Origin of the sequence: Mucilaginibacter endophyticus, from assembly GCF_003351025.1 — a bacterium.
In the GTDB taxonomy this organism is placed as follows: Bacteria; Bacteroidota; Bacteroidia; order Sphingobacteriales; family Sphingobacteriaceae; genus Mucilaginibacter; species Mucilaginibacter endophyticus.
In genome coordinates this window covers 363805-386641 of the sequence record NZ_QPCG01000001.1, presented here as the reverse complement: position 1 = coordinate 386641, position 22837 = coordinate 363805, and the positions used below count along the sequence as shown (strand labels likewise).

Sequence of the window (22837 nt, the reverse complement as noted above, 5' to 3'; positions counted from 1 at the left end):
ATCAGGCAGTTGCTTTCTTTTTAAAAAAATTGACTTTTGATTCTTTGCCTCTTATTAAGCGTTCAATGTTTTTTTGGTGCGTTACCAACACAAGTACACAAATGCACATGCCATAAATCACTATCGACCGGATAGGTGTCGGGAAAACAAATGTAACGCCAATAGGATAAGTAAAGGCTGCTGCAATTGAGCTAAGCGACACGTACTTTGAGATCAATAACACCGTTATAAAAACAATTATGCATAATAAAGCGGCATGAAAATGTATAGCCAAAATCATTCCAAACAGGGTTGCTACACCTTTACCTCCCCTGAAACCTGCAAAGATTGGGAACAGGTGGCCCATAACCGCGGCTATACCCAAAGCAAGCTCATAGTTGGTATATGCGGTTGAATTGATGGCGCCTGTAGCAGACGCGCCAATAAAATAAGCGAAGTTAGTAGCTGCCCAGCCTTTAAATATATCAAGCAGCATCACCGGGATGCCCGCCTTTTTACCAAGAACACGAAAAGTATTTGTAGCACCGGCATTACCGCTTCCGTACTCACGTACATCCACTTTGTAAAAGGCCATACCTATCCAAACAGCCGTAGGTATCGAGCCGCACAGATAAGCCATTATGAGTGCTGTAACAGAGTAAACGGTTATCATTCTCCTGCAATATTACAAAATTGAAGCGGTAAAAGCGTTTTAATCTCGGCGCTTTTACCACTAAACTTTGTTTAACAATATGTTATCTGTTGTTTAACTACCCCTATTTTACAGCTTTAAGACTAAGGTCAAGGCTTTTAACAGAATGAGTAAGCGCGCCTACCGAAATATAATCAACTCCACAATCGGCATACTCACGGATGTTATCAATGGTAATTCCGCCCGAAGCTTCGGTGATGAAACGCCCTTTGTTCATGGCTACAGCTTGGCGCAGGTTGTCGAAATTGAAGTTATCTATCAAAATGCGGTTTACATTACCGGTTTGTAAAACCTGCTCCAGCTCATCAAGGTTGCGAACCTCAATTTCTATTGCCAGTTTTTTTCCGTTATCAGCCAGGTATTGGTTAGCACTTTCAATAGCTTGTCTTATTCCGCCGGCGTAATCAACGTGGTTATCCTTGATCAGGATCATATCATACAAACCAAACCGGTGGTTTACGCCGCCGCCTATGCGCACTGCCCATTTTTCGAGGTAGCGAAGTCCCGGAGTAGTTTTACGGGTATCTAAAACTTTGGTGTTGGTACCTTTCAGCAGGTCGACAATCTGGCGGGTTTTTGTAGCAATTCCCGACATGCGCTGCATACAATTCAGTACCAAACGCTCGGCAGTTAAAATGCTGCGCGAACTGCCTTCAACCTCAAAAGCCACGTCGCCATATTTTACAGGAGCACCGTCCTGTAAAAACACGTTCATTTTAAGGTTGGGATTAACCACATGAAATATTTCGGCAGCCAGCTCAACACCGGCCAGTATTCCTTCGTCCTTAACTAAAAGTTTTGCTTTGCCGGTAGCATCGGCAGGGATAGTTGAAAGTGAAGTATGGTCGCCATCGCCAACATCCTCACTTAAAGCATTATTTATAAACTGATGTATTAGTTCCTTATCCAATTGTGTACTTTTTATAGTGTCAAAAGTAACAACAATTTTCAAATGCGGGGGTTTGATTACGGTAAAGATAATGGTTCATTGTTCATTGTTCATGGCAAATCATTGACTATGAAAACTATTCGGCTCAAACAGGTGCCATGAACCATTAACTATGATCCATGAACTGTGTCACTTCACCTTTTCATCTTCAATTTTCAACTCGACAACATTGGTGCTTTTGCCAGCGTCTTTTAAGGTTATTGCAACGCGGAACTCGCCTTTATCTGTATTTAGAATATATACGCCAAAATGGTAATTACCGCCCGAGTTTACTTTATGCAGCAATTTGATGCCCTGGGGCTTATTCTTGGCGAAAAACTTATCCAATATTACCGCTGCCTGGGTTTGAGAGTAAACATTCTCATCTTCCATGATGGTTATCTCCACGTTGCTGGCAAACAGCCTGGAAAGCTCTTTGGTATTACCGGCTTTTAAAAGATTAGCCACGTTATCTATCACATCGGCATACGACGAAGCATATGGGATCAGCAACAACAAAACTAACGATGGCAAGTATTTCAATTTCATACTATAATAACGTACTAATAGGTGTTAAAGTTACAAAGGACGACTAACTGTTTAGTTGTTTTTCATGTAAGATAAAATGGCATTTCAAAACCTTGTATACTACATACTAACACGGAAGTCGCACTTTTATTTCAGACCGCTAACCTAAATTAAAAAATTATATATAAAGTACCCCGTTGCCTTTATATTTGCATTGTGGAAAACAAAAAAAAACTCGCATTAATAATACTTGATGGCTGGGGTTACGGCCGCAACGATCAATCAAACGCTATAATAGCAGCTAAAACTCCTTTTTTTGATAGCCTGATTGAACAATATCCAAATTCAAAACTTGAAGCTTCAGGAACAGCGGTAGGTTTACCTGCCGGGCAAATGGGCAACTCTGAAGTTGGTCACATGAACCTTGGCGCTGGTCGCGTGGTTTACCAGGAACTTGGCCGTATTCATAAAGCAGTTGATGATAATGAACTGCCCACCATCCCTGTATTGAAAGATGCCTTTGAATACGCTAAACAAAATAATAAAGATGTACACTTCATTGGCTTAGTATCTGATGGTGGTGTGCACTCACATATCAGGCACGTAAAAGGCCTTTGCGATGCAGCCAGACAACTGGATGTTAACAACGTATATATCCACGCGTTTTTGGATGGCCGCGACACCGATCCTAAATCGGGACTTGGCTTTGTTACTGATCTTGAAGCGCACATTGCAGGCACAGGTGCTAAAATTGCTTCTGCAATTGGCAGGTACTATGCCATGGATCGTGATAACCGCTGGGAACGCGTGAAACTGGCTTACGACCTGATGGTGAATGGCATTGGTACGCCAACTCAAAATGTTACCGACCTCATTAAGCATTCATACCTTGAAGATGTTACCGACGAGTTTGTAAAACCAATAGTTGCTACGGATGCAGAAGGAAAACCATTAGCTGTTATTAAAGATGGCGACGTAGTGATCTGCTTCAATTTCCGTACCGACAGGGGCCGCGAGATCAGTATCGCGCTTACCCAGAAATCGTTCCCTGAGTACAACATGCACCCGCTGTCTGTCCGTTACATCACCATGACCCCATATGATGAAACGTTTAAAAATGTTCAGGTTGTTTTCAACAAAGAAGATCTGACTAAAACGCTGGGCGAGATCCTGCAAAATGCCGGAAAAAGCCAGATCAGGATAGCAGAAACCGAGAAATATCCACACGTAACGTTCTTCTTTTCAGGTGGTCGCGAAAAAGAATTCGCTAACGAAAAAAGGTTATTAGCGCCATCTCCAAAAGTTGCTACTTATGATCTGCAACCTGAGATGAATGCTGCTGGTATCCGCGATGCTATCATCCCTGAACTGGAAACAGGCTGGCCTGATTTTGTTTGCCTTAACTTTGCCAACACAGATATGGTTGGCCATACAGGTGTATTCAGCGCGGTAGTTAAAGCTGCTGAAACTGCCGATAGCTGCACCAAAGCCGTTGTTGAAGCTGGTTTAGCCAATGGCTACTCGTTCATTATCCTGGCCGACCATGGTAATGCCGATTATATGATTAACGAAGACGGTTCGCCAAACACGGCACACACTACCAACCTGGTACCTTGTATTGTCATTGATAAAGACGTAAAAGAAGTAAAAGACGGAAAACTGGGCGATGTGGCGCCAACAATATTAAACATATTAGGTGTTGCCATACCTCCCGAAATGACTGGTAATGTATTGGTATAATCCAAAAAACATAAGCAAAGCCGCCCTCATGGGCGGCTTTTTGTTATTAATAGCAACTTTATATTCGTGCAGGCCCGATAACAAGCAAAGTGGCGCTAAACTGACTTATTTTGATCTGAAAGAATTTTTCAGGGGCGATTCTGCGCGGCTCACTAAGTTAAACCCGGCTGTTGTTAAAACGGTTACCCACAACGGCGTTACCGAAACTAAAACGGTACACATTGGCAACTGGAACCAGGAGCTCAATTTATTTATCCAGTCGGACATTAACCGACCTGCCTGGAAAAATAGTTATATAGTTAGCACCAGCGATAGCGCTATCGTTTACAGGGCCCGTACACCCGAGTTAAAAACCCGTCGCATTATCATCAAAAAAGCAGGCGATAAAGTGGAATGGATCCTGATCTACAACCACACCAAAAACCTGTTGTACGAAACCAACGAAAAATTGAGTTATTTTCCCGACTCGCTTTACATGATCCAGAAAACACAGCATGTAAAACTGATGGGACGTAATGACTATAAAGTGCAGGGGACTTTACCAAAAAGGTAAATAGAAAAGTTTTATAAAATTTTAGTGCTGTTTCACCAATGTACTGCCACCGGTAGTAGCCTGGATAAGTTTTTCTTTCGATTGATCAATCAACGCCGCGATATCCATACGGCTTGGGTTATCGGCAAGTACTTTTTCCAGGTCGGCAATGGAAGCCTTTAATGAGTTTATACCCCTCGCCTTATCAAAAAAACGCGAAGTCGATTGCAGTTTAAATACGCCGTATTCACGGTAAGCTATACCCCTGTTCTGGTAGTATTTATTGTCTTTTAAATCGTTGTTGATGGAGATGGCTTTGGTAAGGTCAACTATTGCTCCTAACAAATATAATTCCTTATCAGCCGGCGACGCCTGGTTATCTCTGCCAAGATAGCTTTTTGCCCTGGCCCTGTAATAATACGCGGTAGCATCGGCAGGTTTTACGGCAATTACCTTGGTGTACGCCAGTATTGATTTTTTATAGTTATCGCTATGATAATAGGAATACCCCAGCATCCACATGGCATTGGCATTTGTTGAATCAGTTATGCATGCCTTTTCCAGGTGCGATACCGCCGAACGGAAATCGCCATCCATAAGTGCCTGCTGGCCAAGACGAACGTAAGCGTTTTGTGCCATAGCCGACTCAAGCGAAGACATGATCAGAAGGGGCAGGATAACTGATAACTTCATTAAACGGATTACTGGTAAAACAAAAATGGTATTATATTAACTATCAATACATCAAAATATTATGCAATATGGCAGTTTTGTGAAAAAAAATTTCACATGTGCATAAAATTGTGAACAGCGATACTATGACTTTTTTTCATCTTTACCAATAAAATCTTATTTATTTACAATACTTGCCATAAATTTGTAACAAACATATAACCAGTACGTTAAATCAACGATTTATTTGTTGCTATTAATCGGCGTAACTTGGCACAGCTCTTGAACCATACACAGGTGCGATTCATAATCGCGCAATAACCTGTAATTGGCGTAATTGTCGTTTTGCAGGCTGACAACATGGCGTTTTATTCTATAAAATATAATTAATGAATTTCGATCCGTTTGATTTTAAAAATGCTTTACCGGTTATAAATGAGGATTCAGAATTTTTCCCGTTAATGTCATCGGAAGATGAGGAGGAGATGAATAATGAGGAGCTTCCCGATGTAATGCCTATTTTACCCTTGCGCAATACCGTTCTTTTTCCGGGTGTTGTTATCCCAATTACGGTTGGCAGGGATAAATCAATAAAACTAATCCGCGATGCCAATAAAGGCAGCCGCATGATTGGGGTGGTTTCGCAACAGGATGTGGGTATTGAAGATCCAACCTTCAGCCAGCTTAATAAAGTTGGCACCATAGCACTCATCATAAAAATGCTGCAGATGCCCGATGGTAACACTACCGTTATCATCCAGGGTAAAAAACGTTTTTATTTAAAAGAGGAAGTACAAAGCGAACCCTATATAAAAGCTACAGTTGAGCCCTTCCATGAAATAAAAGGCAAGGAAGATAAGGAGTTTAAAGCCATGGTATCATCCATTAAGGATATGGCCATGAACATCATCCAGCTTTCGCCAAACATCCCGAGTGAAGCGGGTATCGCTATCCGTAATATCGAAAGCACATCGTTCCTGATCAACTTCATATCATCAAACATGAATGCTGATATGAGCGCCAAGCAGCACCTGCTTGAGATTGCCAACCTGCGCGAACGTGCCAACCTTGTACTGGAACACCTGACACTTGACCTTCAGATGCTGGAACTGAAAAACCAGATCCAAACCAAAGTACGCGTTGACCTGGATAAGCAGCAGAGGGACTACTTCCTGAACCAGCAGCTTAAAACCATCCAGGAAGAATTGGGTGGCAACACGCCCGACCTGGAAATTGAGAGCCTGCGCCAGCGTGCAAGTAAAAAGAAATGGGCTAAAGAAGTTAAAGATCACTTTAATAAAGAGCTTGAAAAATTGGCACGTACTAACCCGGCGGCAGCCGATTACTCGGTACAGATCAACTATCTTGAGCTATTACTTGATTTGCCGTGGAACGAGTTCACTAAAGACAATTTTGACCTTAAACGTGCGCAAAGGATCCTGGATAAAGACCACTTTGGCTTAGATAAAGTAAAACAGCGCATTATCGAATACCTTGCCGTGCTTAAGTTAAAGCATGACATGAAAGCCCCTATCCTTTGCTTGGTAGGTCCTCCGGGAGTTGGTAAAACATCGCTGGGTAAATCAATAGCCAAAGCTTTGGGTCGTAAATATGTGCGTATGGCATTAGGCGGCATCCGTGACGAAGCGGAGATTCGCGGTCACCGTAAAACTTATATTGGTGCTATGCCCGGCCGTATTATTCAGTCAATTAAAAAAGCAGGCGCATCAAACCCGGTGTTTATTTTGGATGAGATAGATAAAGTAGGTAACGATTTCAGGGGAGATCCTTCATCAGCACTACTTGAAGTACTTGACCCCGAACAAAACGGCACTTTCTCTGATCATTATGTTGAGATGGATTATGACCTGTCGAATGTCATGTTCATTGCTACAGCAAACTCTCTGAGCACTATTCAGCCTGCTTTGTTAGACAGGATGGAAATCATCGAGGTGAACGGTTATACCATTGAAGAAAAAATTGAAATAGCCAAACAACACCTCGTACCAAAACAACGAGAGGCCCATGGCTTAAAAATAAAAGATGTTAGCCTTAAGGCCGATGTGCTTGAAAAGGTAATTGTGGATTACACCCGCGAATCGGGTGTACGATCATTGGAGAAAAAAATAGGCTCGGTTGTACGTGGTGTGGCCAAAAACATCGCCATGGAAGAGCCTTACAACAGCGTTGTAAGCAAAAAAGACATCGAGAAGATTTTAGGCGCCCCTATTTTTGATAAGGACCTTTACGAAGGCAACGATGTAGCAGGCGTTGTAACAGGCCTGGCCTGGACTTCAGTTGGTGGCGACATCCTGTTCATTGAAGCAAGCTTAAGCCCTGGAAAAGGCCGCCTAACGCTAACAGGCAGCCTTGGTGATGTCATGAAAGAATCGGTAACCATTGCCCTCGCCTATCTACGGGCTCATGCCGGCGATTTTAATATCAACCCGAAGCTGTTTGATCAATGGGATGTACACGTACACGTACCGGCAGGCGCTACCCCTAAAGATGGCCCGTCGGCAGGTGTAACTATGCTTACGGCGTTGGTATCGGCATTTACACAGCGTAAAGTAAAACCTAATCTGGCCATGACCGGCGAAATCACATTACGTGGCCGTGTTTTACCGGTAGGTGGTATTAAGGAGAAGATCCTGGCTGCCAAACGCGCCAACATCAAGGAGATTATCCTTTGCAAATCAAACCAAAAGGATATCCTGGAAATTAAAGAAGATTACATAAAGGACCTTAATTTCCATTATGTTACTGATATGAAGGATGTGATATCCCTTGCCCTTCTTAACGAAAAAGTTAAAAAACCAATAGATCTTACCGTTAAGGAAGATGAAAAAACTGTGATTAATTAAACAGTTTACTTACCAAATAAAAAAGCTTCACAGCATGCTGTGGAGCTTTTCTATTTTAAATGGAATGAAAAGAGCGATTCCCCTCTCTCGAGAGTAATAGCCCATGGGTTGACAATTCCCTCCCTTGGGAGGGGTGCGTTAGGATCGCGAGTTGGCAGGGAGGGGTTTATACGGCATTTAGCGAATAAGCCTATCGATGAAACCCCTCCCTACACCCTCCCAGGGGAGGGAATCGCACAACCCGCACTCTTAAAAACTTCTGACTGTCTTTTGATGGGCTATTACTCTCAAGAGGGGATTTTAAAAAGTTTGATACGGTTATACGATTTCAAACACACAAACTGATAACTGCTTTATTTGCATTGGGTTTTTTATATATTAGCGCACATATACTATATAAACCCCAATGCCTAATAAACTATTTTTAACACTGGTATGCCTGCTAAGCGCTACCTGTTTATTTGCACAAACCCGCGGTCACGAATTTGGTATCCAATCTGATAATGATTCATTCCTTGCCCAGGGATCTGACAGGTATTACACCAATGGTATTTTCTTTTATTACCGCAAAGCTTTGCCGGTTAAACCAACTGAAAAAGATCTGGCAAACAAAGTTTTGGGCTTTGAATTGGGGCAAAAAATGTTTAACCCACAATCAGGCTATGTGCGCGGGCCATTTGATATAGACAGGCCATTTGCCGCTTATACCTATTTAGGCTCGACACTCAACTTCCTTTATAAAAACGAAAGCAACCTGAAGTTTGGCGCTCAACTGGGCGTTGTAGGTCCAGCTGCCGGTGGCGAGCCGGTACAAAAGCTTATTCACAATACGTTTGGTTTTTATCAGCTTAATGGCTGGCAGTACCAAATCAAAAACGATGTGGAACTTAACCTTTCGGCCGAGTATAATAAGCTCTTAGCCAGAGCTTCGTGGATCGACCTTACATTTAGTTCATATGCCAACCTTGGCAATGGTTTTACCGGTGCTGGTGCCGGAGGAATGGTACGTATAGGCAATTTCAACCAGTTGTTCAACTCTATCAGTACCCAAAGTACGGTATCAACCGGAGGCGAGGATAAACTACTACACAAGCACGAGATCTTTTTCTATTACAAGCCTTTGGCCAATGTAGTTGGCTATGATGCAACCATACAAGGCAGCCTGTTCCGCAAACATGATGATCCTAACAGTTTGGAGGTAACTTCAGAAAAGAAACCTTTTATATTTAGTCAGCAGGTTGGCGTAGCTTTTACCACCAGTCGTTTCGCGTTTGATGTTGCTGCGGTATTCCATACCAAAGATGCCAAGGAAATGATCCGCTCGCACCAGTGGGGATCAATTACCGGGTTTTACAGGTTTAAGTAAAGAGATTAGAGGTTGGAGATTAGTGATTAAGAGAAACGTGCTACATCAACCACCATGTCATTGCGAGGAACGAAGCAATCGCACGGAAGCATTGCCGCTCTGTATTGTATGCGATTGCCACGCTTCGCTCGCAATGGCGTAGTTTTAGTGAATCCTCAAACTAATCCCTAAAATCAATTTTCCTATTCTCCTTCTTAGCCGACTGCATTTTCTTATTATCCAACCTCGCGGCTTTAGCGGCTTTACTTACTTTAGTTGGCTTTCGTACTTTAGGCTTTTGGAGGGCTTTTGTCAGCAATGATATTAATCTTTCAATTGCTTTTTCTTTATTGAGATACTGGCTCCGCTCCTCATCGCATATCACCTGCACGTAACCATCTTTATTAAGCCTATTTTGTAATTTATCGGTTAGCAGCAACTTTTCTTCATCGGTAAACAATGCGGACGAGGCTATCGAAAACAACACTTCAACCTTGCTCGAAACCTTGTTTACGTTCTGGCCGCCCTTTCCTCCGCTTCTTGATGTTTTGTAGCTCGTTTCCTTCTGGAGATCGGCTTTGGTAAAATTCATCCCCAAAAATAAGTCTAATTGCGTTAGCTCCGGCAGGCCATTTAACGATTATTTGCTAACTTAGCGGCTCTATGAACAACAATATCGTAGTAGCTATTGACGGCTATTCATCGTGCGGAAAAAGCACCCTGGCAAAAGCTTTAGCAAAAGAGCTTCATTTCATTTATGTGGATAGCGGTGCCATGTACCGCGCGGTAACTTTGTACTTTTTAAGACATAAGATCGATCTGGAGAACCATGCGCAGATAGCTGAGGCCTTACATAACATCCATCTTAACTTCCATACGCAAAATCATAAAACCTTTATCACATTAAATGAAGAGGATGTATCTGATGAGATCCGTCAGATGCATGTTGCCGAAAAAGTTAGTTCGGTAGCTGCTATTAAAGAGGTTCGCGTAGCTATGGTAAGGCAGCAACAGCGTTTAGGCCGTTCAAAAAACATCATTATGGATGGCAGGGATATCGGCACAGTAGTATTCCCGGATGCTCAGGTGAAGCTGTTCATGACTGCCGACCCGAAGATCCGCGCCGAACGCCGTTATAAGGAGTTATTGCCAACAAATCCTACCATCACCTTAGAAGAGGTTTTTGATAACCTTGCCCACCGCGATTACCAGGATACCACGCGCGAGGAAAGCCCGCTTACCCGCGCCGAAGACGCCATTATATTAGATAATACCGATCTGAGCCAGGACGAACAGCTTATGTTTGCCATAAGCCATATTGAGCCGTTTATTGCGGAGTAAAAGTTGAACCTTGATTTTTAGGATTAGAGGATTTCCTGATATATCGAACAACATCAGGAAATCTTTTAATCAAGCGCATCATGGTTCTGTTTGAATTTCTCCGCCTTAACTCCAAACCTGTTTAAAAAATCTACCCCCTCATCGCTTGGCAAGCCTTTATACTCTGCATAGGATTTGTCATAGTAAACATGTGTTATCCCTGCCGAATAGATAAGCCTTGCACATGGCAAACACGGCGATAGCGTAGTATACAGTGTAGCACCTTCAAGTCGTGCCCCGTTTTTCACGGCGTAAAGTATAGCATTTTCCTCGGCATGCAGGGCAAGCGAGCAACTACCCTTTGAATCGCGCGCGCACCCAACTCCTGGCCATTCCTCATCGCAATTGTGCGTGCCTGCAGGGGGCCCGTTATAACCGATGGATATAATCCTGGTATCGCGCGTTAAAACCGCTCCAACGTGTGCTTTAACACAGTGTGAACGCAATGAAAGGTCATTGGCCAGGTTCATGAAAATATGATCAAAGCTGGGTTTTGTCATCGGAGATCAGAGGTTAGAGATTCGAGATTAGTTAAAAATTATTATAAAAAGAAAAGAGGTTGGAGATTAAAGGCCTAACCTCTAATCTCCAACCTCTAATCTCTTAAAATTATTAATGTCCGCCTTTAACTTCAACGTGGTCAAGGTCGATACCCTGACTGCGAAGTTCGCGGCTAACTTTCCATGCAAAATAAGCAAGGTATGCAAAACCAATTACAGGCACAATGTATGAGAAGTGGATACCGCTCACGCCCGGAATAACACCGGTTGCACCATCGGCAATTTTACCTTGTAGCGGCGGAATAATTGAACCACCCAGGATCATCATAATTAAAAATGCAGACCCCTGGCTGGTGTACTTACCCAAGCCTGTAATAGCCAATGAGAAAATTGATGGCCACATGATAGAGCAGCATAAACCACCACTAATAAACGCGAAGGTTGCTACTTTACCTGTAGTGAACAAACCTGCAAGCATGAATGCTACACCTAATATACCAAGTACTGATAAAGTACGGGTTGGTTTCTGCTGACCGATAAAGAAAGCAACCACCAGGATAGCTACACAAATTGCGTAAGCATACAAGTTACTTACATTAACGCCGGTTGCTGCATTCACCAATAATACAATACCGAAAGCAAGGAAAGGGATTAATACATATAATATGTATTTAACAGATTTTGAAAGATTGAACGCATCGATAGAACCGGCAAAACGGCCAATCATCAAGCTACCCCAATATAAGGAAATAAAAGGAGCGATATCAGACTCGGCGAAAGAACCAAATTCAGGCGTTTTCAATAAAGCGCCCATGTTACTTTGAATAGTTACCTCGGTACCTACGTAAGTAAATATGGCAAGCATACCTAATATCAATTGAGGATATTGCATAGCGCCCCAGCCTTCTTTGTTCTTTTTGGCAGCGAAAATAGTGCCTACCAATGTGAATACGATTATAGCTAATGAAGCGTATACAAAATACTGACTTGGAATGCCGGTAGCCTTGCTGATCGGATCAGCTGCAAGAATCAAAAGGAACGCAACAAACATTACCAATAACGGCGTATTTGCTTTAGAGCTTGATTCGATTTTTTCATCGCTGGTAACTTTTGGTAAGTTTGAGAACCAGAAGAACAAAGCAACTGCGATAAATAGACCTGCTAATAAATAATATAGGTTATTAATTGATGATATCTTAACATCGGCAGCAGCGGTTTTTGCGGTTGCCGAGCCAAATAACACCACACCTACTACTACCGGCCCTAATAAAGCGCCGATATTATTGATACTACCCGCAAAATTTAAACGGTTTGAACCAGTTTCTGGCGGTCCCAATGCAACCACAAAAGGGTTTGCAGCCGTTTGCTGTAATGAAAAACCAACTGCTATAATGAAGAAAACAGCCAGGATAAAGCCAAATGCGCCTGAAGCTACAGCAGGGATCATACCCAACGCACCTACAGCCGAAATAACAAGCCCTAAAATGATACCATTTTTGTAACCCAACTTGTTCATGATATCCACCTTACTTGCCTGCGATGCAAAATAAAGTATCAGTGAACCAATGAAATACCCCCCATAAAAGGTAAAGTCAATTAATTGCGATTCGAACTGGGTGAGGTGAAAGTGCTCTTTACAGAAGGGTATGAAAATACCGTTAGAGGCCGCTAAAAAGCCCCAGAAAAAAAACACGGTAATCAGCGTATACAGGGCTGTACCGTAGTTTTTAGCATTGTTTTGTTCCATTTTAAAGTAGGTTGTACTGATTTGATTTTTGAATCTCTAAACATAATTCAATTTTGGTAAAAGTCTCCACTCTTTTTTAAATAAATTAAATCACAATTTTATGTTTCGTTGTTTAACTGATAAAATTGCATATTCGCAATGTTCAAAAAAGAACAAAGCTTAACTTAATGATAAAAGCCATTGTTTCGGGTATCGGGTTTGGATTAGTACTTACGTTTATAACCGGCCCGGTTTTTTTTGCGCTTATTAAAACCAGTATCGAAAAAGGCTTTCATGCCGGTGTTTCGCTTGCCCTTGGTGTAGTTTGCAGCGATGTGGTTTTTGTGGGTGCAATCCTGTTTGGTTCGCAATATATCGACGTATCCGACCATACCAAGGTCATAGCAGGCGTTGTGGGCAGTGCTATACTATTCGCGCTTGGCTTGTACTACATGTTCAAGAAAAGTGAGATCAACTACGAAAATAAAGTTCCCTCAAGTGCCGACCGCTTTGGTTACGTACTCAAGGGTTTCCTGATGTGCATTTTTAACCCTACCCTGCTATTCCATTGGACGGTGGTTATCGGTGCTGCCAGTACCACATTCCTGGTAGGTACGCCACACAGGTCGTTCCATATCGCTGTCATGTTTCTTACCATACTTATTATTCAATTTGGTATGGATACCCTCAAAGCTTTCTACGCTAATAAACTCCGTGCCCGTATTTCGGTTAAATTTATTCACCGTTTAAATGAGGTTGCCGGCATAGCGCTTATTATCGCCTCGTTAGTGTTGATTGATAAGCTGGTTACGCATTTTGTATTTGCGGCGCCTCCGGGATCGTAATAATTCAGCTGTCGTAAATAAGATCGAATCCCTGCTTAATACTTGATTTTTTTTAGAAGAAAAGACTTCTCCGCATTGTCATTGCGAGGTACGAAGCAATCCCCGACTTTACAGGGTGGATCTGCTAATAGGGGATTGCTTCGTACCTCGCAATGACGCCCTTAGATATTAAATTGTTTAAAAACAAAAAAGGCGATGAAAAATCATCGCCTTGTATATCATTTCCCCTTTAGGGAATTAAGGGATCTTACATATAAGCTCTTTGGTTTTTACCTTCCATCCAGTTAACAAAGGCGCGGTTAACAACCTTGTTACCGCCTGGAGTTGGATAATCGCCGCTGAAATACCAATCGCCAAGGTTATCAGGACAGGCAACGTGCAGGTTATCTAAAGTTTGATAAATTACCTGTACTTCACAGTTTACATTTTTAGGGGTGATGATCTGGGCGATACGGTCAGAGATCTGCTGATCTGTAAACATCGCGTAAATCTCTTTAACGTAGTTTTGAACTTCTTCTTTCGGTAATTTCTGGCTGTCTTTACATTTTTGGTAAACATCCAGGATCACATCTTCCCTGTCCATCTCTTTCAACAGGCTGATTGCTGCTTCAAAAGCAACAAACTCACCCATGCGCGACATATCGATACCATAACAGTCAGGGTAACGGATCTGCGGAGCAGATGAAACCACAACAACCTTTTTAGGGCCAAGCCTGTCAAGAATTTTCAGGATACTTTGTTTCAGCGTAGTACCACGAACAATTGAATCATCCAATACCACTAAGGTGTCGGTGCCTTTTTTGATGAGACCATAAGTTGTATCATACACGTGGGCTACCATTTCGGTTCGGTCGGCATCCTGTGTAATGAACGTGCGGAGCTTAACATCTTTAATGGCGATCTTTTCAACACGCGGCGCAACCTGGAGTATTTCGGCAACCTTCTCTTCGGTAATATCGGCTCCAAGCTTCACTAATTCCTCGTGCTGATATTTCTTCACATACTTGTGCATACCTTCAACCATACCGTAAAAAGCAACTTCTGCTGTGTTTGGTATGTACGAGAATACCGTGTTTTTGATATCGTGATCAACAAAATCCAGAATTTGTGGACAAAGCAACCTGCCTAATTGTTTACGCTCACGGTAAATGGCCGCATCGCTGCCGCGCGAAAAGTAGATCCGCTCGAACGAGCAAGCTTTTCTTTCCTGTGGCTCGCTGAACATATCTTCGGTGATCTTACCGTTCTTTTTAACGATCAAAGCATGACCCGGGCGAATTTCCCTGATCTGTTCCATCGGTATATTAAAGGCGGTTTGGATAGCCGGACGCTCAGAAGCAGCAACAACGATCTCGTCATTATAATAATAATAAGCCGGACGAATACCTGCAGGGTCACGCATTACAAAGGCATCGCCATGACCAAGGATACCGGCAATGGTATAACCACCATCCCAGTTTTTGGCCGATTTACGAAGGATCTTGGCAACATCCATATCATTAGCGATAAGTTTGCTGATTTCCCTGTTATCGTCCAATCCCTCACGTTTGTACTGATCAAACAAGCCTTGATTTTCGGTATCAATAAAGTGGCCTATTTTTTCGAGCACCGTAACGGTGTCGGCTTTTTCTTTTGGATGCTGGCCCAAAGCATATAACTGCTGCAATAACTCATCAACATTGGTCATGTTAAAGTTACCTGCAATAACCAGGTTACGGGTCATCCAGTTGTTTTGCCTTAAAAACGGGTGGCAGCTTTCGATGCTGTTTTTGCCGTGGGTACCATAACGCAGGTGCCCTAACAAAACCTCGCCGGTAAAGCTAACGTGTTCTTTAAGCCATTCGGCATCGGCCAGTTTTTCGGGAGCTTCTTTCTGAATATCCGCAAATTTCTTTTGGATGTATTCAAAAATATCAGCAACAGCATTTGAAGCCATTGAACGGTGACGGCTGATGTATCTTTTGCCCGGTTCAATATCCAGTTTAATGGTAGCAACACCTGCGCCATCCTGGCCGCGGTTGTGCTGTTTTTCCATTAAAAGGTAAAGTTTGTTCAGGCCGTACAGTGCAGTTCCGTACTTTTTCTGATAATAAGATAGTGGCTTTAGTAAGCGGATAAATGCCACACCGCATTCATGTTTAATCTGATCGCTCATGATTCGGAATGAGGCTGCAAAGGTATCATTTTAAAATGAAGTATCCTTACTTTCAATTGTCATTAATTAGTAGTTTGTTACTTTTTTGTTAACTCAAATTATTATTAATTTAACACAAAGTTATTCCCTTGAAAATTAACCACTCACCAATCAACCAAATTAACCACTCGCCTACTTTTTAAACCCAACCATCTGGTGCAACTTAACCGGGTCATAGATCCGGCCTTCTTTTATTACTCCCGATACCTTCCTGATGTCGCTGATATTCTTCAGCGGATCACCATCGATGATCACAAGATCGGCTTGTTTACCGGCTTCAATTGAACCGGTTGTTTTATTAAGGTTCATTACCGTAGCTGGTGTTATGGTTGCCGTTTTTATAGCCTGTGCCGGAGTTAAACCAGCTTCTACATAAAGTTCAAGCTCCCGGTCTACGCTATAACCAGGGAAGCCCATATCTGTACCGGCAACTATCGGCACTCCCGCGTCATACAGTATCTTAACGGCCTTCTTCATGCTTTCATACAAGGGCTTAAGCTTAGCTGCCTGCGCAGGCTCCTCACCCATATTTTTGAACAAGGCCTGAAGTGGTAGAGGCAGATTGTAGTAATTAGGTTCCAGTTTGGTTATATCATCCTTAACGTTTCGGAAAGCCAACTCAAAAACACCAACTGTAGGATCAATAACCACGTGATGGTCTTTTATAAACTTAATTGCAGCAACGCTAACAGAATCATCAAAAATAATCGACCTGTCCCTATCCCGTTTCATGATGGAATACACATACTGAATATGGTTAACCATATTCATCCCCGAATCAACACCCTGCTGCAGGGTCATGCCATTGGGGATATGCCCGGTTACAGTTAAGCCCAACCGGTGTGCTTCATCGCAAATAGCTTTTACTATAGCCGGTTTTACCGAACTGTAGATTTTGATCTGCTGAAAACCATATTCTTTATAACGATCAACCGCCTTTATAGCCTCTTCTTTAATATCAGCCTGAATAATGCCCAATGCATAAGGCCCTTTACCATCAATAATACCAGCTTTAATAATATTAGGCCCCACACCTTTGCCTCCATCAATAGCGGCTTTTATAGCGTTAATGTAGCCAAACTCATTACCGCAATCACGTACGGTGGTAACGCCTGCAGCGAGATAGGCAGGCCCCCATTCGGCCTGTTCAAAGTGCGCGTGCATATCCCACAGGCCTGGCAAAACAGATTTTCCTTTAGCGTCGATGATCTTCGCCCCTGCCGGAATTTTTACTTCGCCAACTTTGCCGATTTGTTTAATAACACCATCTTCTATTAAAACAACAGCATTAGGCGTACTTGTGCCGGTATTTACGTCAACCAGGTTGCCTCCGGTAATAGCTATCACTTTATCAACCTTACCCGTTGGCGCGGCAGCTTTGGCAAATAGTTCCATACCATAAGTAGCAGCTTTACTGATCAGTTGCGGCAGTATTTCTTCATAAGGCACGCGCATCATTTCCAGCTTGTCGCCTTCCGCGTCATTGGTGATCAGACAGATGAGCTTACCTTCCTGATCTGTCCAAACCAGTTCGTTACCCCAAACCAGTCCGCTAATAGTAAGCCGGTTTAACACAAGCGGCTTACCATTAAAAGTAAGCTGATCAATACCCGCTTTTTTGATCTGAACCGCGCCGAATGGCAAGGTATGGATACTTTCGGGCTGTTTATGCTTATTCCAATACTGAATAAGCACCTGCTGTACAGTGCCCGGCGAATATCCGGCTACCGGGAAACTCGGTGGTAATAACTTTTGAGTATATGACGAATCATTAACACGGATTGACGCTTCCCCGCCGCGGGTGGTCACTTTATCATCAATGGTCGAAAATCTTGAAGTACTTCCTTTAATAGTCAATTCAAGCGGTTCAACGGCAGGGTTTACTTTTAATTCGGCTTTAAGGGGTACCGGCGAGCCACGGTCGACAAACTTAAAATCGATGGTATAATGAACCGCGTCTTTATATTTATGTACGTAGTATGTTTCCTTGCCTATATGCTGTTCAAATTTGTGCAGGAAAAATGTTCCGCTGTCGGTAGGCAAATCGGTTTGTGCTCGGGCATTTGTTATCAGGACAGAAAAAGCTGCCAATAGTAATAGATGTCGTTTCATAAGGTCAGTAAAGTTAATGTAAGATAGTAGTTTGCCGGACATCTCACAAAAACAGTTTATACGCACTAACCAATAAACCTAAACGTAATATTGATCCGCGCACCTTGCATCTTGCTTGTTTTAGGGACCTGATGAAGCCAGTGATGCTGCGTTTCCCCCTGCATAATGAGCAAATCACCATTGTTTAGTGCGATAGAAACTTTCGCGTTCTTATCCCGTTTATGCTTAAACTGAAAAGCCCGCGAAGCACCAAATGATACCGAAGCAATGACCGGGTTACCACCCAGTTCAGTTTCATCATCGCTATGCCAGCCCATGCTATCGTTACCATCACGGTAATAGTTGAGCAACGCGGTATTGAATGTACGACCGCTTTGCCGCTCGGCCGCCTGTTTAATATCCAACAACAGCGGACTAAACCTCACCGGTACATTCACCACACCAGAATATACATAAACCTCGTCGCTCTCGCCATACCAGGCCGTAAGCCGGGGGAAGTTTACCTCCTTACCGTAGATCTTCATCTTATCCTGCTTCCATGGCGTTTCATTAACCAGTTGCTCAAACACATCCTGCTTAAAAAAATGCGGATAAAACAGCACCTCGCCATCAAAAGGCAGCAAGTTTTTTGAGGCACCGAACAGGTTTAGCTGATCATTATTAAATAGATCCATGCTCAAATATCTGTAATATCGCGATAAAAGCACCATACCGCAATGGTTCTCAAAATGATAAAACCTATCATTTTGATAGTAACACCTCATACTGAGAAAAGCTTTATCAATATGATAAACAATTGTAAATCAAAAGTCTAATAAATTCAAATAGCTAATGGCATGCTAATTGGCCATGCGCTTTCGTAATCAAAATATAATTTACGATGGTATTGTTTATCGCGGCAGCAGCAAAATTTGCACAACGGACCACAAACGTCCCCGCCGCAGCCTTTTACATCCTTTCTTTTTCCCCTAATAATTTATACAATTCATGAATTCGCACGTTAAGCAACTCACTTTCGCGGGTATGATCGTTACCCTCGGTATTATTTTTGGCGATATTGGTACTTCTCCCCTTTATGTTTTTCAAACCTTGTTGGTTGAAGGTGGAAAAGTGAACACCGCACTGGTGTTAGGCTCAATCTCCTGTATCTTTTGGACATTAACCCTTCAAACCACTTTTAAATACATCGTTATAACACTACAGGCCGATAACAAAGGCGAAGGCGGCATTTTTTCCCTTTATGCATTGGTAAGGCGTTACGGAAAATGGCTGGCTATCCCGGCTATTATAGGTGCAGGCACTTTGCTTGCCGATGGTATCATTACCCCGCCAATCTCGGTAACATCGGCCATTGAAGGCTTGAATTTGGTTCCGGCATTTTCGACTGTTATAGTACCGGGCAATAACCTGATCCTCATTATTGTAATTTCTATTATTCTATTACTGTTCTTCTTTCAGCAGTTTGGCACCAAGGTGGTTGGCTCGGCTTTTGGACCTGTTATGCTAATGTGGTTTATCATGCTGGGTGTATTGGGTACCTTGCAGATAGCTCATTTCCCTTCTATATTTAAAGCCCTTAACCCTTACTATGGTGCCCGCTTGCTGATGGATCACCCTAAAGGTTTCTGGCTGTTAGGCGCTGTATTCTTATGTACAACAGGTGCCGAAGCTTTGTATTCCGATTTAGGCCACTGCGGCAGGCGCAATATCCAGGTAAGCTGGATCTTTGTAAAAACTACCCTGATATTGAACTATCTTGGTCAGGGCGCATGGGTACTGTCACAGGCACCAGGCAAAAATTTTGCAGGCGTAAATCCATTCTTTGAAATTGTTCCTCACTTTTTCCTGCTACCGGCTGTTGCTTTAGCTACGTTGGCCACCATTATTGCCAGTCAGGCTTTAATCAGTGGTTCATTTACGCTGATCAGCGAGGCCGTGAGCATGAATTTCTGGCCAAGGATCACTATTAAATACCCGTCAAACATTCGCGGACAAATCTATATCCCAAGCATCAACTGGATGCTGTGTATTGGCTGTATCCTGGTATCGTTGTACTTCCGTACCTCAAGCGCTATGACCGCCGCCTATGGTTTCAGTATCACCATCGCCATGCTGAGCACTACCATTTTGATGTACTACTTCATGCGTTATGTAAAGCACTGGCCTGTTTGGTTGGTTACTATTATCCTTTGCGTGTTTGTAACTGTAGAGTTTTCATTCTTTGTAGCCAATGCGGTTAAAATATTAAAACGTTTATTCTTTGTAGGCTTCGAGGTTGGTTTGATCTTTACCATGTACACCTGGTTTAAGGCACGTAAGATCAACAACCGCTTTCTTCACTTTACTGATATTAAAGAGAAACTGCCATTACTTAACGCGTTGAGTAATGATACTACGGTAAATAAATACGCTACTCACCTTATTTATTTAACCAAGGCCAATAACAGTAAACAAATAGAAGAAAAGATCATTTATTCGATCATGAGCCGCCGGCCAAAACGTGCCGATACCTATTGGTTTGTACACATTGAGCGTACCGATGAGCCTTATACCATGGAATACAGCGTTGACCAGATTGAGCCCGGCAAAGTTATCCGTGTAGAGTTCCGTTTAGGTTTCAGGATCCAGCCGAGGATAAATGTACTTTTCCGCAAGGTAGTTGAAGATATGGTTGAACGTGGCGAAATCGATATCACCAGCAATTACCCATCGCTGAAACAATATCATATGGCTGCCGATTTCAGGTTTGTGATCATGGAGAAATTCTTGTCGTACAATAACCTGTTCAGCGTATCCGAAGGTTTTATTCTGAACAGCTATTTTGCCATCAAAAAATTGGCCCAGTCTGAAGCTAAAGCATTTGGTTTGGATACCAGCGAAACACGCGTTGAAAAGATCCCTCTGGTAGTAAAACCGGTTAATAACATTCATATCAAACGGGTGGATGACCCGGTAAACAACTTAGTTTCCGAGTTTGCTGATTAAAGCAATTCACCCAACGTCGCTGCGCGTGTTACCCCTCTTTGCTTTGCAAGGAGGGGTTTTATTTTTATCATTATTTGAGAAGCGATATTAAACCATTATTTGTGAGAGCGGTGCGACTATCAAACTATGTCATTGCGAGGAACGAAGCAATCGCATACTATACAGAACAGCTATGCCTCCGTGCGATTGCTTCGTTCCTCGCAATGATATAGTTTTTACTTTACAGCTTCCTTCCGCAGCTTGACTCCAACCGAACGATCGCATATTCTACGAAGCGTCTCTGCCTCCGTGCGATTGCCACGCTGCGCTCGCAATGACATGATTTTTTATTCCCCCAAAACAAAAAATCCGGCCTTTGGGCCGGAAGTTTCTTAGGTTTGGTGGTTGGTTTGAAAGTATTATTATAATTTTTCGCCGTGCTGACTAAGGTCGAGACCTTGTTCTTCCTCTTCGGCAGATACCCTTAATGGCGAGATCATGTCGGTGATCTTCAATAAAAGCAGTGAGCCAAAGAAAGCGAATATAGATACGCACACAAGTGCTACAAGTTGCACAATAAATAAGTGGGTTTCGCCAAAAAATAAACCGTTACCTGTTGTATTACCATGGTTAACTTGCTGGCTGGCAAATACACCGGTCAGTAACATACCCACCATACCGCCTACACCGTGGCAAGGGAATACGTCAAGCGTATCATCGATGCTGGTACGCGTACGCCATTCAACCACCAGGTTACTTACCACTGCCGAAATAATACCGATAGCCATTGAATGCGGTACCGTTACAAAACCTGCGGCAGGTGTAATAGCCACCAAACCTACAACAGCACCAATACAGGTACCCATTGCGGATGGTTTACGACCAAGCAGCATATCAAAAAATATCCAGGTAACACCTGCGGCAGCCGAAGCGGTTGTACTGGTTGCCAAAGCGGTAACAGCTAAAGCATTAGCGCCAAACGCAGAACCCGCGTTAAAGCCAAACCAGCCAAACCACAATAAGCCGGTACCAATCATCACATAAGTGATACGGGCAGGCGCATGGTTAGCTTCAGTACGGCGTTTCAGGTATAACGCCGATGCCAGGGCAGCCCATCCGGCCGACATGTGAACAACGGTACCACCTGCAAAGTCAAGCACGCCAAATTTGGCTAATATGCCATCAGGGTGCCAGGTGCAATGCGCCAGCGGCGAGAATATGAATATCGAAAACAGTACCAGGAAAATAATATACGAGTTAAAACGGATGCGCTCTGCAAATGCACCGGTAATAAGCGCCGGGGTAATAATGGCAAACTTTAACTGGTACATGGCAAACAACAACAACGGAATGGTTGGCGCCGCTTTCCAGGTAGCATTACCCAGCATACCTTTCATCATGAAAAAGGTTGAGGGGTTACCAATAATTCCGTAGAAACTATCGCCAAAGGCTAAGCTGAAACCGAAAATGCCCCACATTACCGTAATGATCACCATACAAACAATGCTTTGCAGCATGGTTGATATTACATTCTTTTTGTTAACCATACCGCCATAAAAGAAGGCAAGACCAGGCGTCATGATCAAAACCAGCGCTGTTGACATCAGCATCCAGGCAATATCGCCTGTATTAAAATTAGGGTGACCGGAATCCTTGAAATCTACTGACGGAAAAAGGAAAGTAAGGGAAAGTATAATTAAGATCAGGAAAAAAGGGATATACCTCTTCATGTATTCAGAAAAAATATGTTTTAAATCTGCATGAAAGGTATGATTTTTTCTAAAAACAAAAGAAATTAATTGACTTTTGTTGAAAA

Annotated in this window: 18 protein-coding genes; 7 read left to right on the top strand and 11 right to left on the bottom strand. The window is 42.8% G+C overall.

Annotated elements, in window-relative coordinates; all coding sequences use genetic code 11:
* Nucleotide 1: 1 nt before the first annotated feature.
* The 3 genes from plsY to DUL71_RS01625 all read right to left on the bottom strand — a co-directional run bounded on the left by plsY (nt 2) and on the right by DUL71_RS01625 (nt 2168).
* The gene (plsY, locus tag DUL71_RS01635; protein WP_112567189.1) at nt 2-652 is read right to left on the bottom strand and encodes a glycerol-3-phosphate 1-O-acyltransferase PlsY; all 651 of its coding nucleotides are present in this window, start codon (nt 650-652) and stop codon (nt 2-4) included.
* Nucleotides 653-755: 103 nt separating this feature from the next.
* Nucleotides 756-1601: a carboxylating nicotinate-nucleotide diphosphorylase gene (nadC, locus tag DUL71_RS01630; protein WP_114937437.1), complete on the bottom strand. Its 846-nt coding sequence runs from the start codon at nt 1599-1601 to the stop codon at nt 756-758.
* 168 nt (nt 1602-1769) lie between these two features.
* The gene (locus DUL71_RS01625) at nt 1770-2168 is read right to left on the bottom strand and encodes a DUF4783 domain-containing protein (RefSeq protein ID WP_114936446.1); all 399 of its coding nucleotides are present in this window, start codon (nt 2166-2168) and stop codon (nt 1770-1772) included.
* 195 nt (nt 2169-2363) lie between these two features.
* Between DUL71_RS01625 and gpmI the strand changes: the two genes are divergently transcribed.
* Together gpmI and DUL71_RS01615 are read left to right on the top strand one after the other, a co-directional pair.
* The gene (gene gpmI / locus DUL71_RS01620) at nt 2364-3887 is read left to right on the top strand and encodes a 2,3-bisphosphoglycerate-independent phosphoglycerate mutase (RefSeq protein WP_114936445.1); all 1524 of its coding nucleotides are present in this window, start codon (nt 2364-2366) and stop codon (nt 3885-3887) included.
* The gene (locus tag DUL71_RS01615; RefSeq protein WP_114936444.1) at nt 3874-4440 is read left to right on the top strand and encodes a hypothetical protein; all 567 of its coding nucleotides are present in this window, start codon (nt 3874-3876) and stop codon (nt 4438-4440) included. Before gpmI ends, DUL71_RS01615 begins: the two co-directional genes overlap by 14 nt.
* A 21-nt stretch (nt 4441-4461) precedes the next feature.
* On the opposite strand, the gene DUL71_RS01610 is transcribed toward DUL71_RS01615, so the two are convergent.
* Nucleotides 4462-5112: a tetratricopeptide repeat protein gene (locus DUL71_RS01610; RefSeq protein WP_114936443.1), complete on the bottom strand. Its 651-nt coding sequence runs from the start codon at nt 5110-5112 to the stop codon at nt 4462-4464.
* 368 nt (nt 5113-5480) lie between these two features.
* Here DUL71_RS01610 and lon point away from each other — a divergent pair, with 368 nt between their 5' ends.
* Complete coding sequence (lon, locus tag DUL71_RS01605) at nt 5481-7955, top strand: endopeptidase La (RefSeq protein WP_114936442.1); 2475 nt, start codon at nt 5481-5483, stop codon at nt 7953-7955.
* 406 nt (nt 7956-8361) lie between these two features.
* Complete coding sequence (locus tag DUL71_RS01595) at nt 8362-9321, top strand: lipid A deacylase LpxR family protein (RefSeq protein ID WP_114936440.1); 960 nt, start codon at nt 8362-8364, stop codon at nt 9319-9321.
* A 160-nt stretch (nt 9322-9481) separates the two neighbouring features.
* Here DUL71_RS01595 and arfB read toward each other — a convergent pair whose 3' ends face one another.
* A complete protein-coding gene (arfB, locus tag DUL71_RS01590; protein ID WP_114936439.1) occupies nt 9482-9892 on the bottom strand; it encodes an alternative ribosome rescue aminoacyl-tRNA hydrolase ArfB in 411 nt (136 codons plus the stop codon).
* Nucleotides 9893-9963: 71 nt separating this feature from the next.
* Between arfB and cmk the strand changes: the two genes are divergently transcribed.
* Nucleotides 9964-10641 carry a (d)CMP kinase gene (gene cmk / locus DUL71_RS01585; RefSeq protein ID WP_112567162.1) on the top strand — a complete coding sequence of 226 codons (678 nt, stop codon included), beginning with the start codon at nt 9964-9966 and terminating at the stop codon, nt 10639-10641.
* Nucleotides 10642-10706: 65 nt separating this feature from the next.
* Here cmk and DUL71_RS01580 read toward each other — a convergent pair whose 3' ends face one another.
* Both DUL71_RS01580 and DUL71_RS01575 read right to left on the bottom strand, forming a co-directional pair.
* The gene (locus DUL71_RS01580) at nt 10707-11180 is read right to left on the bottom strand and encodes a deoxycytidylate deaminase (protein WP_114936438.1); all 474 of its coding nucleotides are present in this window, start codon (nt 11178-11180) and stop codon (nt 10707-10709) included.
* A 112-nt stretch (nt 11181-11292) separates the two neighbouring features.
* Nucleotides 11293-12927: an MFS transporter gene (locus DUL71_RS01575; RefSeq protein ID WP_114936437.1), complete on the bottom strand. Its 1635-nt coding sequence runs from the start codon at nt 12925-12927 to the stop codon at nt 11293-11295.
* Nucleotides 12928-13094: 167 nt separating this feature from the next.
* Between DUL71_RS01575 and DUL71_RS01570 the strand changes: the two genes are divergently transcribed.
* The gene (locus DUL71_RS01570) at nt 13095-13751 is read left to right on the top strand and encodes a LysE family translocator (RefSeq protein ID WP_114936436.1); all 657 of its coding nucleotides are present in this window, start codon (nt 13095-13097) and stop codon (nt 13749-13751) included.
* A gap of 247 nt (nt 13752-13998) precedes the next feature.
* Here DUL71_RS01570 and DUL71_RS01565 read toward each other — a convergent pair whose 3' ends face one another.
* The 3 genes from DUL71_RS01565 to DUL71_RS01555 form a co-directional block, all read right to left on the bottom strand.
* Nucleotides 13999-15906 carry an amidophosphoribosyltransferase gene (locus DUL71_RS01565; protein ID WP_114936435.1) on the bottom strand — a complete coding sequence of 636 codons (1908 nt, stop codon included), beginning with the start codon at nt 15904-15906 and terminating at the stop codon, nt 13999-14001.
* Nucleotides 15907-16077: 171 nt separating this feature from the next.
* Nucleotides 16078-18057, bottom strand: a complete 1980-nt coding sequence (locus DUL71_RS01560) for an amidohydrolase family protein (protein ID WP_161964354.1) — start codon at nt 18055-18057, stop codon at nt 16078-16080.
* A gap of 65 nt (nt 18058-18122) precedes the next feature.
* On the bottom strand, nt 18123-18731 hold the full coding sequence (locus tag DUL71_RS01555) for an alpha-ketoglutarate-dependent dioxygenase AlkB family protein (protein WP_114936433.1): 609 nt from the start codon (nt 18729-18731) through the stop codon (nt 18123-18125).
* 313 nt (nt 18732-19044) lie between these two features.
* Between DUL71_RS01555 and DUL71_RS01550 the strand changes: the two genes are divergently transcribed.
* On the top strand, nt 19045-21042 hold the full coding sequence (locus DUL71_RS01550) for a KUP/HAK/KT family potassium transporter (RefSeq protein ID WP_112567141.1): 1998 nt from the start codon (nt 19045-19047) through the stop codon (nt 21040-21042).
* 401 nt (nt 21043-21443) lie between these two features.
* Here DUL71_RS01550 and DUL71_RS01545 read toward each other — a convergent pair whose 3' ends face one another.
* Nucleotides 21444-22751 (bottom strand): ammonium transporter, encoded by a 1308-nt coding sequence (locus DUL71_RS01545; RefSeq protein WP_114936432.1) that lies wholly within the window; start codon nt 22749-22751, stop codon nt 21444-21446.
* Between the last annotated feature and the right edge of the window lie 86 nt (nt 22752-22837).

What these genes read in the sequence shown, in the direction of transcription:
- plsY (WP_112567189.1), bottom strand. Translation starts at nt 652, where the DNA reads ATGATAACCGTTTACTCTGTTACAGCACTCATAATGGCTTATCTGTGC.
- DUL71_RS01625 (WP_114936446.1), bottom strand. Translation starts at nt 2,168, where the DNA reads ATGAAATTGAAATACTTGCCATCGTTAGTTTTGTTGTTGCTGATCCCA.
- DUL71_RS01615 (WP_114936444.1), top strand. Translation starts at nt 3,874, where the DNA reads ATGTATTGGTATAATCCAAAAAACATAAGCAAAGCCGCCCTCATGGGC.
- DUL71_RS01610 (WP_114936443.1), bottom strand. Translation starts at nt 5,112, where the DNA reads ATGAAGTTATCAGTTATCCTGCCCCTTCTGATCATGTCTTCGCTTGAG.
- lon (WP_114936442.1), top strand. Translation starts at nt 5,481, where the DNA reads ATGAATTTCGATCCGTTTGATTTTAAAAATGCTTTACCGGTTATAAAT.
- DUL71_RS01595 (WP_114936440.1), top strand. Translation starts at nt 8,362, where the DNA reads ATGCCTAATAAACTATTTTTAACACTGGTATGCCTGCTAAGCGCTACC.
- arfB (WP_114936439.1), bottom strand. Translation starts at nt 9,892, where the DNA reads ATGAATTTTACCAAAGCCGATCTCCAGAAGGAAACGAGCTACAAAACA.
- cmk (WP_112567162.1), top strand. Translation starts at nt 9,964, where the DNA reads ATGAACAACAATATCGTAGTAGCTATTGACGGCTATTCATCGTGCGGA.
- DUL71_RS01580 (WP_114936438.1), bottom strand. Translation starts at nt 11,180, where the DNA reads ATGACAAAACCCAGCTTTGATCATATTTTCATGAACCTGGCCAATGAC.
- DUL71_RS01575 (WP_114936437.1), bottom strand. Translation starts at nt 12,927, where the DNA reads ATGGAACAAAACAATGCTAAAAACTACGGTACAGCCCTGTATACGCTG.
- DUL71_RS01570 (WP_114936436.1), top strand. Translation starts at nt 13,095, where the DNA reads ATGATAAAAGCCATTGTTTCGGGTATCGGGTTTGGATTAGTACTTACG.
- DUL71_RS01565 (WP_114936435.1), bottom strand. Translation starts at nt 15,906, where the DNA reads ATGAGCGATCAGATTAAACATGAATGCGGTGTGGCATTTATCCGCTTA.
- DUL71_RS01560 (WP_161964354.1), bottom strand. Translation starts at nt 18,057, where the DNA reads ATGAAACGACATCTATTACTATTGGCAGCTTTTTCTGTCCTGATAACA.
- DUL71_RS01555 (WP_114936433.1), bottom strand. Translation starts at nt 18,731, where the DNA reads ATGGATCTATTTAATAATGATCAGCTAAACCTGTTCGGTGCCTCAAAA.
- DUL71_RS01550 (WP_112567141.1), top strand. Translation starts at nt 19,045, where the DNA reads ATGAATTCGCACGTTAAGCAACTCACTTTCGCGGGTATGATCGTTACC.
- DUL71_RS01545 (WP_114936432.1), bottom strand. Translation starts at nt 22,751, where the DNA reads ATGAAGAGGTATATCCCTTTTTTCCTGATCTTAATTATACTTTCCCTT.